The sequence below is a fragment of the Pseudopedobacter saltans DSM 12145 genome (genome assembly GCF_000190735.1).
GTDB lineage: Bacteria > Bacteroidota > Bacteroidia > Sphingobacteriales > Sphingobacteriaceae > Pseudopedobacter > Pseudopedobacter saltans.
The window spans coordinates 1,182,960-1,198,110 of sequence record NC_015177.1 but is presented as its reverse complement, the minus strand read 5'-3'; the positions used below and the strand labels follow the sequence as shown (position 1 = coordinate 1,198,110).

Genomic DNA, 15,151 nt, shown 5'->3' with positions numbered 1-15,151 from the left:
TCTCTATATTTCATGCTGTTCTTCATCCGGAATGTACTCTCCTATTAATAAAACTGTATCGTTTTTAAAATCTACAGAGAACGTGATTTTCATTTTCTCTGTATTATTAAAGTCCAAATCTGCGCAACCATTGAAGAAGCCTATCATGTATTTTGCAAGAAAGCTTCCTCTCCCATTGGAGTAAATAAAATCTTCTTTATTTAATATGATATCATAAACCCGTTCTCGTTTTGTGTAGTGATAACTAAATAACAAGTCGTGAATGTCATACATGTTTTTTTTAAAAAGTAAGTCTAATTGATCTATTGCTAAATTTGAATCGGACTCTTGATTAAAAGCTTGATTGAATTTTAATATTTTCTCAACTTGCATAATAGCTCTATCTAACTTGAATGTTAGTGAATACAAATAAAACACAAAAACATATTTTAAAAAATTCTATTATATAATTGTTTTAATCTTAGAAGTATGAAATGGCAAGGACGCAGACAAAGTGATAATTTTGAAAACAGGGGTCGGGGAAAAGGCATTGCAATTGGCGGTATCGGAACGGTAGTGATTATTATTCTGGGACTTTTGTTTGGCAAGGATCCTGGTCAGTTATTAAGTACGTTGCAAGACCAGTCTGGAGGGAGTCAAACAGAAAATTCAAATGGACCTCAAAGCGAAGCAGAAGCGTTTACACGTGTGGTGCAGGCTGATACTGAAGATGTCTGGAATAAAATATTCAGAGATCACGGAAAGAAATATATAGAGCCCACCTTAGTTACTTTTGAAGGCAGTGTTCAATCTGCTTGTGGTTCAGCCAATTCTGCCGTAGGTCCTTTTTATTGTCCGGGCGATAATAGAGTATATATAGATTTATCTTTTTACGATGAGCTTAAAAATAGATTTAATGCTGGTGGCGACTTTGCTATGGCCTACGTAATTGCTCATGAGGTTGGCCACCATGTGCAAAATTTATTAGGTACAAACGGGGTTTTACAAGAAGCCAGAGGTCGGGTAAGCGAAGCTGAATATAACAGGCTTTCTGTTATGTTAGAATTACAGGCCGATTTTTATGCCGGGGTTTGGGCTCATTATCAGGAATCAAATAATTTACTGGACGATGGTGATATTGAAGAGGCTTTAAATGCAGCGCATGCTATTGGTGATGATAAATTACAGAAGCAAGCTCAGGGCTATGTTGTACCCGATGCATTTACGCATGGTACCTCTGCACAGCGAATGAAGTGGTTTAAAAAGGGATATCAAACCGGAGATATCAGTCAGGGGGATACGTTTAACACCAAAGATTTATAGCTTTTACGACACATTTGTATATAAAATCCTACACTTTCTTTTTCATAAAGGGCTTAATAGCTGAATTAAAATTTGATTCATAATCAATCAAATACGAGTTTTTTTATGCGTTTGTTGTTTTTTGGACTGTCTATTGAATACGACAACCCAACAATTAACAATATGATATTATGAAAAAGTTATTTTTAGTAGCAGCTACTTTCATTATGGGAAGCGCTGCATATGCGCAAACTTCATCTGTTGGAACTACAAAATTTGGCTTAAAAGCCGGAGTAAACTTGCCGAAGTACAAATACGAAATGAACGATGCTTCTACCAGTTCTGAGGTAAATACTAATTTTCATATTACTGGTTACGCTGATATACCTGTTTCATCAGGATTATCTGTTCAACCTGGAATTTCGTTACAAGGAAAAGGTGGTAAAAACTCTTCTACAATTCTTGGCGTTGAAACCATTAATAAAATGAACACCATGAGTATTGATATTCCTGTGAATTTAGTTGGACACATTCCAGCTGGACCAGGTAACTTCTTCATTGGTGCAGGGCCTTATGTTGGTTTTAATATCGCTGGAAAAACCAAAACTACTATAGGGAATACTGAATCAGAAAGAGATCTTAAGTTTGGTAACGGAGATAATGACGATCTAAAAACTGTAGACTTTGGTTTAAATGGATTAGTAGGTTACCAATTCACTTCTGGTTTTAACATTGGTGCTGGATATGGATTGGGTTTATCTAATTTATATCCTGGAAGTGACCCTAACGATAATGGAAAAATCAATAATAGAGTATTATCATTCTCTGTTGGATTTGCTTTCTAATCACAGTAACAATTTAATACATCAAAAGGGACATCTTTAGCTTTTAAAGGTGTCCCTTTTGCATTATTTGTGTAAATAAGTTATTATTGCCAAATCGAACGAAGGCACCATGAATCCAATAAAAGATAAAGAGAACCTCACTATTCCCAACTTACTTAGAAATGTTGTAGCTCATATACATCAACCCGATACGACTTTTTTAAAGAGAAAACTAAAAGATAACTGGGAAGAAATTTCTTTTGAAACAACACTTGAAAAAGCGGATCATATTTCTGCTTATTTTCTGGATAATGGTATTGAGAAAGGTGACAGAATAGGTTTTATTATTGAGAACTCACCTGAATACGTTTTCTTCGATCAGGCAGCCCAGCAAATTGGAGCGGTAAATACTTCCATCTACCCTACTTTATCCGAATCGGAGATTGAATATATTTTAAAAGATTCGGGAGTTAAGATTTTATTGGTGGGTAGTCCGTTCTTACTTAAAAAGGCAATAAAAATTGCTAATAACTGTCCAGAATTGATTAGAATAGTAACCAGTTTTGATGACTATGAAAAAATAATAGAGTCCACAGGCAGCTTGAATGTAGGGGTAACTAACTTTTCATCTATACTTAATCAAGGAGCTAATAGTTTTCCTAAATTATCCAAACAAATAAATATTTGCAGAGCAAATGTTATTCCTTCTGATCTTTCTGCGCTGATTTATACTTCTGGTACTACAGGAACACCTAAAGGTGTTATGTTAACGCATCGGAACTTTGTAGAGAATGTTAGAGAGTGTTTAAACCAGATTCCGGTAATAGAACCCGACGATATCTTTTTATCATTTTTACCGCTTTCCCATGTCTTTGAAAGGACAGCTACCTATTATGTATGCTGTGCAATGGGAAGCCAAATTGCTTTTGCTCAAAGCTTAGAACTTTTGGCTAAAAATATGGAAGAAGTAAAGCCAATGGTTATCTCATGTGTTCCGCGTCTATTGGAAAAAATACATGACAAGGCGATTAAAAGCGGAACTTCTACAGGAGGAGCCAAAGCTAAAATTTTCCTTTGGGCTTTTGATATTGGGCAGAAACACAGGACAATTAAAGAAGCGGGTAAAAAACCGGGCTTAAAGTTATCTATTCAATATGCTATTGCTCAAAAATTGGTGTTCAGCAAAATTATTGAGAAAACTGGTGGTAGGTTGAAGTTTATGATCTCTGGAGGTGCAGCTTTGCCTAAGAACGTAGGTGAGTTCTTTGGTAATCTGGGAATAAAGATATTGGAAGGATTTGGATTGACGGAAACCTCTCCTGTTATGTCTGTTACCGAGTTTAACAGACAAGTTTACGGTACGGTAGGTCGTGTTATTCCCGGAATAGAGGTTGGCGTACAAGATGTAGAAACGAAGGAGTTTGTCACAATACAAACTTACTCATCGTTTAACCCAAACTTCACTTCTGAAGAAGGCGAAATTGTTGTAAGAGGGCATTGTGTGATGAAGGGTTACTGGAATAAACCGGAAGAAACAGCACAAGTAATTGATAGTAATGGTTGGTTTCATACGGGTGATGTGGGCAGATTTTATTTGGGTAACCTGCAGATTACAGACAGAATTAAAAACATGCTGGTTAATGCCTTTGGCAAAAACATTTATCCGACTCCGGTAGAAAACACTTATTTGAAAAGTCCGAAAATAGAAGGAGTTTTCTTAATTGGTGATAAAAGAGAATATGTTACCGCGATCATTATACCTGCCCGGGAAGCGTTGCAGGAAGCTTTCGATTTACGCGATTCTTTTTTCGAAAAGCCTGATGTATTTATTGATGATGAGGAAATAAGAAAATGGATTGATCAGGATCTGAAGCGATATTCACAGGAACTGGCTAAATTCGAACGTATTAAGAACTTTAAGATAAAGCGGAACCCTTTTAGTATGGAAGAAGGTGAAATCACTCCTACTCTAAAACCGAAAAGAAAAGTTATAGAAAATAAATACAAAGAGATTATAGATCAGATGTATTCGGAAGATGAGAATGCTGAATAGAAAATCGCTGGTGGATTTTTTTTCGCTAAGGTATTACTTCCTAAAGCTTTATAATAGAAATACCAACAAAAAAAGGTTCGAAATACAATTCCGAACCTTTTTTGTTATAAACTGGAAAAGCTTAGCCTTTCAATCTTTTAATAATAATCTCTGCTAATTCCACTCCAATTCTTTCTTGAGCTTCATTAGTTGCAGCCCCGATATGAGGCGTTAAAGAAATTTTAGGATGTTTTAAGATTTCTTCTCTTGGAGTAGGCTCATTATCGAAAACATCTAAACCGGCAAAAGCAACTTTACCACTGTTTAATGCTTCTATTAAAGCTAACTCATCAATTATACCACCTCTTGAGCAGTTAACGATACCAACGCCGGCTTTTACTTTCTCAAACTCCTCTTTTCCTAAAATAGGCTTGTCAATAAAAGGAACGTGTAAGCTGATAAAATCAGATTGAGTTAGAATTTCATCAAGAGTTGCTTTTTTAACAGGAACATCAACTTTAATTCCGGCTGTTAAATCTAAAGTTAAAGTTGTCGGAAAATCATAAATGTCATAAGCTAATACATCCATCCCTAATCCTAAAGCAACTTTAGCTGTTTCTTTACCAATTCTTCCGAAACCGATGATACCTATTGTTTTTCCTTTCAATTCGATACCAGCGGCATATTTTTTCTTCAATTTAGCAAATTCAGTATTGCCGACAACGGGCATTTGTCTGTTAGAGTCGTACAAGAATCTGATACCATTGAATAAGTGAGAGAAAACAAGTTCTGCTACAGATAAAGATGATGCAGCCGGAGTATTTTCAACAAAGATTCCTTTGCTTCTTGCATACTCTACATCGATATTATCCATACCAACACCACCACGTCCAATTAATTTGATATTGGGGCAAGCGTCTATTAATTCTTTTCTAACTTTAGTAGCACTTCTTACGGTTATTGCATCATAGGCATTTAACTTTGATGCTAATTCTTCCTGAGGGATATTTTGCGTATCAACTTCAATTCCGGCTTCTTCCAATAGCTTTTTTCCTATCGGGTCAATTCCATCATTAGCTAAAATTCTCATAGTTTATTATATATAAATCTTCCTGGCTAAAAGTCGAAAAACTTCCAGTCAGGAAATACTTGTTAATTATTTTTGACTTTGTTCAAATTCTTGCATTGCTGCTACTAAAGCATTGATTCCGCCAATAGGTAATGCGTTGTAAATAGAGGCTCTAAAACCTCCAACACTTCTGTGTCCTTTAATTCCAATGCAACCTCTGGATTCAGCTAATTTCAAGAATTCTTTTTCAAGCTCTGGATTCTCCATTACAAAAGTAACATTCATTCTGGAACGATCTTCTTTAGCAGCAGTACCTTTAAAGAATGGGTTTCTGTCGATTTCTGCATATAAAGCGTCTGCTTTTGCTATGTTTTCTTTCTCAATTGCCGCTACTCCACCTTTAGCTTTTAACCATCTTAAGTTTAGCATTGCAACATAAATAGAAAATACCGGAGGCGTGTTAAACATAGACTCGCCGTCGATGTGGACCTGGTAATCTAACATCGAAGGAATAGTTCTTCCAGTTTTTCCTAAGAGATCATTTTTAACGATAACTACAGTTGCTCCTGCAGGGCCAATATTTTTTTGTGCTCCAGCATAGATTAAACCGAAATCAGAAACATTAACTTCCCTGCTCATAATGTCAGAAGACATGTCGCAAACTAAAGGAACGTTCGTTTTAGGAAAATCGAACATTTCTGTTCCGTATATAGTATTATTAGATGTAATATGGAAATAAGCTGCATCTTCCGGTACTGTATATCCTTTTGGTATAAAGTTGAAATTTGCATCTTTTGAGCTGGCAACTATTTCTACCTCCCCGAAGTTCTTAGCTTCTTTGATAGCTTTTTTAGCCCAAACTCCAGTTTCTAAATAAGCTGCTTTTCCACCTTCTGGTAAAAGGTTTATTGCCGACATTAAAAACTGTAAACTGGCACCACCCTGCAAGAATAAAACGGAGTAACCTTCTGGCACATTCATCAATTCTTTAACTAACTGAACAGCTTCTTCACATACAGCAATAAATTCTTTGCTACGGTGCGATATTTCTAATATTGAGAGTCCCGTGTTATTGAAATTTAATACTGCTTCTGAAGCCTGTTTGAATACTTCCTGAGGTAAAATGCATGGACCTGCGCCAAAGTTATGTTTCATTTCTCGTTTATAAGTTTGTTTGCTGGTCCAAATTTAAGATAATAAAATCTTTTTAGGATTTTATTTTAAAATTTTGCAATAATCTTAAAATTGAGCTGTCTCGATGTTAAATAATTAGGAATTGCGTAACGATTATTGTTGATATCGCTAATCCATAAATAAGATACGGTGTTATTAATATTCAGCAGGTTGAATACCTCGGCGTACAAAGTAAAACTTTTAAAATAATTATCTAAAAGCCGGATGCGTTTTTCGCTCTCAGAATCTAATAAATCTTTCGAAAAACCAATATCTACCCTTTTATAAGCCGGGATATTAAAATTGCTCGCATAGTTTTGTGTCTTCGGCGGCCATGCAGGTAATTTGGAACCATAAAGAATATTTAGATGTACTTTATAGGTAGGGCTATTAAATAGCCTGTCCTGAAAAAAGGATGAGAAATTCACCCTTTGATCTGTCGGACGTTTAATATAGCCTATTCCATCGTTCTCAATATCTTCTTCGGTCTTCATGATAGATAGCCTAAAAGATGATTGCAAGTCTCTTACAAATTCTCCGCTTAATGAAAAATCGAGCCCAACCGCGTAGCCATTTGATCTCTGGTTGGCGAGATATCGTATCCTTAGATTTTCTAATTCATACGGAACAAGGTCTTTCAGCTTTTTATAATAAAGTTCGCTTATAAATCTTAATTGGGTTCCCAAGCCTTCAAATTTATAATCTGATGATGCTACAAGATGTATCGACTTTTGGGATTTGATATTATAATTAATGGAACCGTCCAGATCTCTCATTTCCCTATAAAAAGGTGATTGAACATATAAGCCGGTTGCAAAACGATAAAGTATGTCTTTATCATTCTTTGGGTGAAAGGTTAGGATTAAACGTGGGCTGGGAATAAATTCTTTAGTGAAGGTATTATAAATAAAGCGCAAACCTCCAGTATAAGACCATTTGTCTCCAAGATCGTTTGCATTCATTAAGTACCCGGATATTCTATTGATATCTATCTTGTTAACAGCATATCTGTAATCGTAAACTTCAAGTCCGTTCCCATTAGAATTTGGCAAAGAATAACCGGCTGAATCCAGAAAGTTAAATTCATTCAATTTATCCCTGAACTCATCTCTCTGGTATTTCAAACCTGCTTCCCATACTGATTTCTCTTTGATATAGTTCAGTTTAAATTCTGAACTGTAGATATTGGCATTTAACTCATTGCGTCCATAGTCCTGATAAGCTCCAAAGCCTCTGTTTGCTTTCACCTGTCCGTAAGAACCTCCCATATAATCAGATTCTATTTCTTCGAAGACATACTGACCGTAAATATCAAAATGTTCTTTTTCTTTAATAGAAAATATCGAGTTAATCCATTTAAGGCTAATAGCAGGATTAAATTTATAATTCAGAGAGAGCGCTCCTAACGTATTCTCATAAGCATCTTTTTCCTGTCCTTCGTAGTCAACTTTTAAACGATAAGTTTCCTGCAATGTTCCAAATACCGTTTCTCTTGATTCTGGCACCAATCCAAACTCACTTTTATTATATATCCCTAATAAATCAACATTAAACTTTTTATTGAACTGATAATTTAAAATAGCCTGTAAATCATTGAAGTTTGGATTGTAAGAACCGGTGACTTGTTGCTTTTTTAGTAAGGACTGGTTTTTCTTGTTCCGGTAGGCCAACGCAAAACTTAAATGCTTTTTTTCTCCGAAAAGAGTTAAGGAAGATCCATTGGTAGCTAAACTGGCAATTGCGGTAAGCGAATCCTTAGATTTGTATTGAATATCCAGTACAGAAGACATCCTGTCTCCATAACGGGGGGAAAAACCTCCGGCAGAAAACTTAACATGTTTTACCAGATCCGGATTGATAAGACTAAGTCCCTCCTGCTGTCCGTTTCTTACCAGATACGGTTTAAATATCTCAATATCGTTAATGTAAATCAGATTCTCGTCGAAATTCCCACCTCTTACGGAATATTGTGAGCTCAACTCGTTATTAGTAGAAACACCTGGAAGCTGTTTAAGCATAGCTTCAAAGCTCTGTGATGCATTTGGAAATTGCTCGAAACTCTTCGCATCGAGTATCGTTATACCTTCTCTTCTATCTTTCTGATCAATTACCCTTACTTCTGACAGCAATTGATTGGCTTCAAAAATAATGTCACGGGTAAGTTTATCGCCAGATTTTAATGTGATAGCAATATTCAAGGTGCGGTAACCTATATAACTGAAACTCACCTGATGCTTACCTGTGGGCAAAACAAGAGTGTACTCACCTTTTGTGTTAGTCTTGGTCAGATGTTTTGTGTTTTGAACAAAAACCAAAGCTTCATTAAGCCTATTTCCCTCCGCATCTTTTACAACTCCACTTATATAAGCCGTTTGTTGTGCAAAAACTTGAAATCCCGTTAAAAGAAAGAGGGAAATAAGAATTCTTAGCATCAGGAGAGGGATCTTATACTTGAAAGATATCTGGACTTAATTTCTTCATTTCCGAAATTGCATGCACCGGATCATCAGCTCCAAAAATTGCATTTCCTGCAACAAGAACATTTGCTCCTGCTTTTAGCAAAGCTAAAGAGTTATGACTGCTTACCCCGCCATCTACTTCTATTAGTAAAGACGGATTTTTCTCATTCGCCATAGCTCTTAGTTCCTGGATTTTGTTGTAAGTGTTTTGAATGAATTTCTGTCCCCCAAAGCCCGGGTTTACCGACATAATCAAAACCATATCTATTTCTTCGATTACATTCTCTAATAAACTTACCGGTGTATGCGGATTTAATGCAACTCCTGCTTTACAGCCTAATTCTTTTATTTTATGTACTGTTCTGTCCAAATGGGTGCAAGCTTCGTAATGTACTGTTATTACATTTGCTCCCGCGGTTTTAAATGCTTCCAAATATCTGTCTGGATCTACTATCATTAAATGCACATCCAATGGTTTTAATGCGTAGTTTTTCACAGCAGCCATAACAGGAAAACCAAACGAGATATTCGGAACAAAAAGTCCGTCCATAACATCTACATGTATCCAGTCGGCTTCACTGTTATTCAGCATTAATATATCTTCTTTTAGATTCGCAAAGTCTGCAGAAAGTATAGATGGGGCTATTAAATGATTCATAAATCAAAGATATAAATTTTATATTCAGTAGCAGATTGAAAACTTAATACGAAAAGGCAAAAAGCATAAATACCCTTTTCCACTCTTTGAATATCTTCTCTAAAGGTAGAAGAGAATCATAGAGGCATAGTATAAAAACTCGTAGAATTAAAAACTATAAATACATAAAAAAATCGCTACTTTTTCTATGAATACATTTATCAAAAAAACTAAATTGCCCATGATTATTAATTTTCAATAAATGAAAAAATACACCTTAATATTTGGCGCGTTAATCGCTCTTAGCATAGTTAGCTGTAAATCGGTAAAAAACATCGATACTCCTAATTTTAAAATAGCAAACAACACTATTGTAAGTAAGTTTAAACCACATGTTGATCCCTCTATTGATATGAAAGTATTGAAAGAACAATACAAAAAGCATCCTGAACGCTGGCAAGCTGCTTATAAGTTTTTGGCCGAAACAAACTTCGAAACTCTGCCTTATGGTCGTTATGACCTGAGTCCTGATGTTTATGTCAACTATACTAAAGGTAAAACCAAGGATTTGAAAGATTGTAAATACGAACGCCACGAGCAATGGATTGACTTGCAATACATGTTTGAAGGAGAAGAATACATGGGAAGTAACAGAAACTGGGAAAAGCTAAGAGTCATCCAACCTTATAACGAAAAAAAAGATGTAGCTTTATACGAATATGACGCAAAACCCCTTTCTTTGGCTACCTCGAAAAACTATTTTATTTTTTTCCCTACAGAAGCTCATATCCCTACTGTAAAAGTTGGTGAGATTAAAGAAACCAGAAAAGTGGTTGTGAAGATTAAATATAATTAATATGCACTTACAGATAGATCAAACAGGTATTCAAAGTAATTTCGAACCGCAACCAGACGCTTCCATTTCATTAACAGACTTAGCGGCACATTATAAAGAATATCCCGATCGTTGGGATATAGCTTTTAAATTCTTAACAGAAAACAATTTAGAAGAACTTCCTTTAGGCCGAATTGATTTGAGTGATGATGTTTTTGTCAATATAGCAGAGTACACGACCAATAATCTGGAAGATAGCGTCTATGAATCTCATTATAAGAACATAGATATCCAATATATTATTAAAGGTGAGGAATTAATGGGCGTAAACAGGGATATTCCGTCTTTAGAAGTTACACGGCCATATGATGAAGAGAAAGATTATATTCTTTATAAGAATGACGGAAAAGGCAATATGAGATACGCTAATTCGGATAATTACTTTATCTTTTTCCCTGCTGACGCACATATGCCGAATGTAAAAGCTAAGGAAAACAGCTTGGTTAGGAAACTGGTTGTAAAGATCAGGTACTAATTTTTCGATAAAACAGAGTCGGAGTTTTTGTGAACAAATCTTCGACTCTGCTCAAAGCTATTTAATAGCTGATACAGGTTATTTAACAGTACTGAAGCAACCAGCCCCTGAATTCAATTATAAATAATCGGGTGTTTTTGGGCACTCTTAAATTGTATAGCTAGCTCAATATTCATATTCTCGTAATTTATGCTAAAAGCATTATTTTTTTAAAACAACAAAACACATATTTGTGTAATCAATACTATATAAAACCTGTTTTATGGAGATAAACTTAAATATAGAGCAAGTAACCCCAGAATTAGTTTGGAATGTTAGACAGGAAGTGCTTTACCCCGACTTGGGGCTTGAAGCCGTTAAGCTTGATGATGATTTTATTGGAACTCATTTTGGTGCTTTTGTGGACAATAAACTTGCGGGAGTAGTCTCTGTATATGAGGACGGCGACAAGTTACTTTTCAGAAAGTTTTCTGTAAGAGACGAGTTCCAAAACAAGAAAATCGGCTCTCAGTTAATGGAGTACGTTCTTAACCATGCTAAACTGATGGAGAAAAACACTATTTGGTGTAATGCCAGAGCCTCTGCACTGTACTTCTATAAAAAGTTTGGTTTCGTTTCAAATGGTAAAACTTTTACAAAAAACGGAATCAATTTTATGACAATCGAAAAGGAAATTTAATAGATTTACCTCTTCAAGCGGTAATAAGCTGCTTATTTGGCTATTATTTTAATTGTTGAACATGACGAAGAAAAAAGCAAACGATAAAGAACAGATTGTAACAGAGAAATCTCTAAAATTTTTAGAAAATTATATCAATACTCCATCTCCTACTGGTTTTGAATATACAGGGCAAAAAGTATGGTTGGATTACATAAAACCATATATTGATGAATACTATGTAGATAATTACGGAACTGCTGTTGGTATTATCAATCCAAAAGCAGATTATAAGGTGGTTATTGAGGCCCATGCAGATGAAATCTCGTGGTTTGTCAATTATATTACATCAGATGGGTTAATCTACGTAATTAGAAATGGTGGTTCTGATCATCAAATCGCTCCATCTAAAAAAGTGGATATACATACAGATAATGGTATTGTGAAAGCTGTTTTCGGATGGCCTGCTATTCACACTCGCCATGGAGGTGAAAAAGAAGAAACTCCTCAGTTAAAGAATATTTTTCTGGATTGCGGATGTACTTCTAAAGAAGAAGTGGAAGCATTGGGAATTCACGTGGGTTGTGTGATTACTTACGAAGATGAATTTATGGTGCTAAACGACCGTTATTATGTAGGCAGGGCATTAGATAACAGAGCCGGTGGCTTTATGATTGCAGAGGTTGCCCGTTTGCTGCATGAAAACAAGCAAAAGCTTCCTTTCGGCTTATACATTGTTAATGCGGTACAGGAAGAAATAGGCTTGAGAGGCGCTGAGATGATTGCTCATCGTATTAAACCTAATGTGGCTATTGTTACTGATGTTACTCATGATACCACTACTCCAATGATTAATAAGATTACTCAAGGTGATTTGGCGTGTGGTAAAGGGCCTGTGGTTTCGTATGCTCCGGCTGTACATAATAACCTGAACAAGTTATTGGTAGAAACAGCTCAAAAAAACAATATTCCTTTCCAAAGACAGGCCTCTTCCCGTTCTACAGGTACAGATACTGATGCTTTTGCATATTCTAACGATGGTGTTGTTTCTGCACTGATATCCCTACCGTTAAGATATATGCATACGACGGTGGAGATGATACATAAAGAAGACGTAGAAAATGTTATTCGTTTGATATACCAATCTTTATTGAATATCGAAAACGGACAAGACTTCAGATATATCAAATAACTACAATCATTTTAAATAGAATGCCAAAAGCAATCTCTAAAATTGCCGGAATGTTTGTCATTCCGGCTTTTGTTCTTTCCATTACCACATACTCAGTTACTGCGCAACAGAATACCGGTTACCAGAAGCCTGCACAGGAAATACAAGATTTAGTTAATAACTCTGTAAAAAGACAAACTTTGTTTAACAATACCGGTGATTACATCGTTATTTTAGAAAGAAACACTTTTACGGAAATAAATGTTATCAGACGGGCTGCTTTTAAAGTGGCTGGCGAAAGGTTAGACTCGAAAGGTGGCAATATCAAGCAAGAGTATTTTACTAAAATCACTGTTAAAAACTTAGAATTTAATCAGGAAATAAAGCTTGCGGGTTTACCTAATTCCTACAAAATATCGCATGTTAGTTTCTCTCCAGATCAAAATTTAATAGCATTTTGTATGGAGGGACCGAACGGTTTGGAACTATGGACTGCTTCTTTAGTAACATACAATGCAAAAAGGCTTTCCGATCAGCCCTTAAATAGTGCATATAGAGAGGTTTATCAGTGGGCTCCGGATAGCCAGGCTATACTAGCTAAGTTTAAAGTAGCTGAGAAAAACAATAACAGGGCAAAGGAATTATCTCCTATCATTTTTAATAGCGAAGAAAAAGCCCTGAGTACCAGTTTGCATTTAGATTTATTACAAAACGCTGAAGACGAAGCACTTTTTGAAGAACATTTTACAGCACAACTTAAAACTGTTTTCTTAAGTGGAGATATCGTTAATTTTGGCAATCCGGCTATCTATAAAAAATTCGACTATTCACCAGACGGTACTTTGGTAATGACCGAAACAATAAACGCACCCTACTCTTACACAGTTACTTTAGATAAGTTTGCGTACAGCACTAATATCCACGACAAGTATGGAGTTTTGGTAAAACCACTTTCAAGAACACCTGTACTGGATAATCTGCCTATTGGTTTCGACGCTGTATTCGACGGGAAAAGAGATTTTCAGTGGCGACATGATAAACCGCAAACTTATATCTGGGTTGAGGCTCAAGACGGAGGAAACCCCAATTACAGAGTTTCAATAAGAGACGTTATTTATATGCAGGATATGGATGACAAAAAGCCTGTAAAATTGGCCGATTGTTATCTACGTTTTAAAGGTATTACCTGGGGAGATGACCAAATAGCCATAGTAACAGAACGCTGGTGGAGGACCAGAACCGAAAGACGTGTGTTTATTAAACCGGGTAACCAATCTTACAGAGTAAACCTTTGGGACAGATATTACGAAGATTCTTATAGCGATCCCGGTGATTTTCTTACTATTAAAAACGAATACAATAAAGATATTTTGCTATTGGAGGGAAATCAATTTCGCAGATTTGACCCAAGCAACGTGAATATTTTTAGTATCTCGAAAGGTGCCTCTTCGGATGGAGACAGACCTTATCTCTTAAAATTTAATGTAAAAACAAAAGTTACGGATACGGTTTTCCGTTCCAGAGCACCTTATTACGAGTTACCCTTGCACTATAATAGCAGCAATGGAAAATTAGTGTACCAAAGAGAATCTTTTTTACAACCTGTAAACTATTTCTATCAGAATATCAAATCTAAAAAGGAATATCAGGTAAGTAATTTTGACAATCCTTACCTACCCTTAAACGGTATCACCAAACGTTTGCTTAATTATAAGCGTGTAGACGCGTTAAAGCTCTCTTCTACCCTGTATCTGCCAAAAGACTATAGCGCATCAAAAGGTCGCATACCGGTAATCATGTGGGCTTCGCCAAAAATATATAAGACTCCGGGAGCGGCATCGGCAGTAAAAAATTCGCCTTTTAAATCGCCTGAATTAAGCTGGAACTCTCCCATTTACTGGACAACGCAAGGTTATGCTGTTCTTGAACTGGATATGCCTATTGTTGGTGAAAGTAATGATACACCTAACGACACGTTTCTGGAACAAATTAAACAGAATGCTGTTGCTGCTATAGATGAATTGGTAAAATTGCAAATAGCAGACAGAGACCGGATAGTTATTGGTGGAGACTGCTATGGTGCTTTTATGGTAGCAAATATGTTAACACATTATAAGGGATACTTTGCAACGGGAATAGGTATCAATGGGTTTTATGATACTGCTTTAACCCCTTTTGGCTTCGGTCAGGAAGAAAGAACTTATTGGGAAGCAATAGATTTATATAAGAAGTTCTCTCCTTTTAATCTGGCGGATAGATTACGGACTCCACTTTTAATGATACATAGTAACGAGGAGGAGAATTTTGATACCCAGCCTGATCAAAGCAAGCGTTATTTTGCAGCACTAAAAGCCAATGCAATTCCCTCCAGATTGGTTTTACTACCAAATGAAAGCCATCAGCCTGAAGCCAGGGAGTCAGTATTTCATATGTTTTGGGAAATGGATAATTGGGTAAAAAACGTTATAAAGAAATAG

At 35.9% G+C, this 15,151-nt stretch carries 13 protein-coding genes; 8 read left to right on the top strand and 5 right to left on the bottom strand.

Going from position 1 to position 15,151, the window contains the following annotated elements:
- Positions 1–3: 3 nt before the first annotated feature.
- Complete coding sequence (locus PEDSA_RS05030; protein WP_041536976.1) at positions 4–372, bottom strand: hypothetical protein; 369 nt, start codon at positions 370–372, stop codon at positions 4–6.
- A 96-nt stretch (positions 373–468) separates the two neighbouring features.
- Between PEDSA_RS05030 and ypfJ the strand changes: the two genes are divergently transcribed.
- From ypfJ to PEDSA_RS05015, 3 genes are all read left to right on the top strand, one after another.
- Positions 469–1,302 carry a KPN_02809 family neutral zinc metallopeptidase gene (gene ypfJ / locus PEDSA_RS05025; RefSeq protein ID WP_013632075.1) on the top strand — a complete coding sequence of 278 codons (834 nt, stop codon included), beginning with the start codon at positions 469–471 and terminating at the stop codon, positions 1,300–1,302.
- A 170-nt stretch (positions 1,303–1,472) separates the two neighbouring features.
- On the top strand, positions 1,473–2,126 hold the full coding sequence (locus PEDSA_RS05020; RefSeq protein ID WP_013632074.1) for a porin family protein: 654 nt from the start codon (positions 1,473–1,475) through the stop codon (positions 2,124–2,126).
- Positions 2,127–2,235: 109 nt separating this feature from the next.
- On the top strand, positions 2,236–4,158 hold the full coding sequence (locus PEDSA_RS05015; RefSeq protein ID WP_013632073.1) for an AMP-dependent synthetase/ligase: 1,923 nt from the start codon (positions 2,236–2,238) through the stop codon (positions 4,156–4,158).
- 121 nt (positions 4,159–4,279) lie between these two features.
- On the opposite strand, the gene PEDSA_RS05010 is transcribed toward PEDSA_RS05015, so the two are convergent.
- The 4 genes from PEDSA_RS05010 to rpe form a co-directional block, all read right to left on the bottom strand.
- Positions 4,280–5,227, bottom strand: coding sequence for a D-2-hydroxyacid dehydrogenase (locus PEDSA_RS05010; protein ID WP_013632072.1), 948 nt, complete (start codon positions 5,225–5,227; stop codon positions 4,280–4,282).
- A 66-nt stretch (positions 5,228–5,293) separates the two neighbouring features.
- On the bottom strand, positions 5,294–6,361 hold the full coding sequence (gene serC / locus PEDSA_RS05005; RefSeq protein WP_013632071.1) for a 3-phosphoserine/phosphohydroxythreonine transaminase: 1,068 nt from the start codon (positions 6,359–6,361) through the stop codon (positions 5,294–5,296).
- 65 nt (positions 6,362–6,426) lie between these two features.
- The gene (locus PEDSA_RS05000; RefSeq protein WP_013632070.1) at positions 6,427–8,811 is read right to left on the bottom strand and encodes a TonB-dependent receptor; all 2,385 of its coding nucleotides are present in this window, start codon (positions 8,809–8,811) and stop codon (positions 6,427–6,429) included.
- A 13-nt stretch (positions 8,812–8,824) separates the two neighbouring features.
- On the bottom strand, positions 8,825–9,496 hold the full coding sequence (gene rpe, locus PEDSA_RS04995) for a ribulose-phosphate 3-epimerase (RefSeq protein ID WP_013632069.1): 672 nt from the start codon (positions 9,494–9,496) through the stop codon (positions 8,825–8,827).
- Between the two features lie 241 nt (positions 9,497–9,737).
- Here rpe and PEDSA_RS04990 point away from each other — a divergent pair, with 241 nt between their 5' ends.
- The 5 genes from PEDSA_RS04990 to PEDSA_RS04970 all read left to right on the top strand — a co-directional run bounded on the left by PEDSA_RS04990 (position 9,738) and on the right by PEDSA_RS04970 (position 15,151).
- The gene (locus PEDSA_RS04990; protein WP_013632068.1) at positions 9,738–10,331 is read left to right on the top strand and encodes a YhcH/YjgK/YiaL family protein; all 594 of its coding nucleotides are present in this window, start codon (positions 9,738–9,740) and stop codon (positions 10,329–10,331) included.
- Between the two features lies 1 nt (position 10,332).
- Entirely contained in the window at positions 10,333–10,845 is a 513-nt protein-coding gene (locus tag PEDSA_RS04985) for a YhcH/YjgK/YiaL family protein (protein ID WP_013632067.1), read from the top strand.
- 262 nt (positions 10,846–11,107) lie between these two features.
- The gene (locus PEDSA_RS04980) at positions 11,108–11,524 is read left to right on the top strand and encodes a GNAT family N-acetyltransferase (RefSeq protein ID WP_013632066.1); all 417 of its coding nucleotides are present in this window, start codon (positions 11,108–11,110) and stop codon (positions 11,522–11,524) included.
- A 61-nt stretch (positions 11,525–11,585) separates the two neighbouring features.
- On the top strand, positions 11,586–12,695 hold the full coding sequence (locus PEDSA_RS04975; RefSeq protein ID WP_013632065.1) for a M42 family metallopeptidase: 1,110 nt from the start codon (positions 11,586–11,588) through the stop codon (positions 12,693–12,695).
- Positions 12,696–12,715: 20 nt separating this feature from the next.
- Entirely contained in the window at positions 12,716–15,151 is a 2,436-nt protein-coding gene (locus tag PEDSA_RS04970; protein ID WP_013632064.1) for an alpha/beta hydrolase family protein, read from the top strand.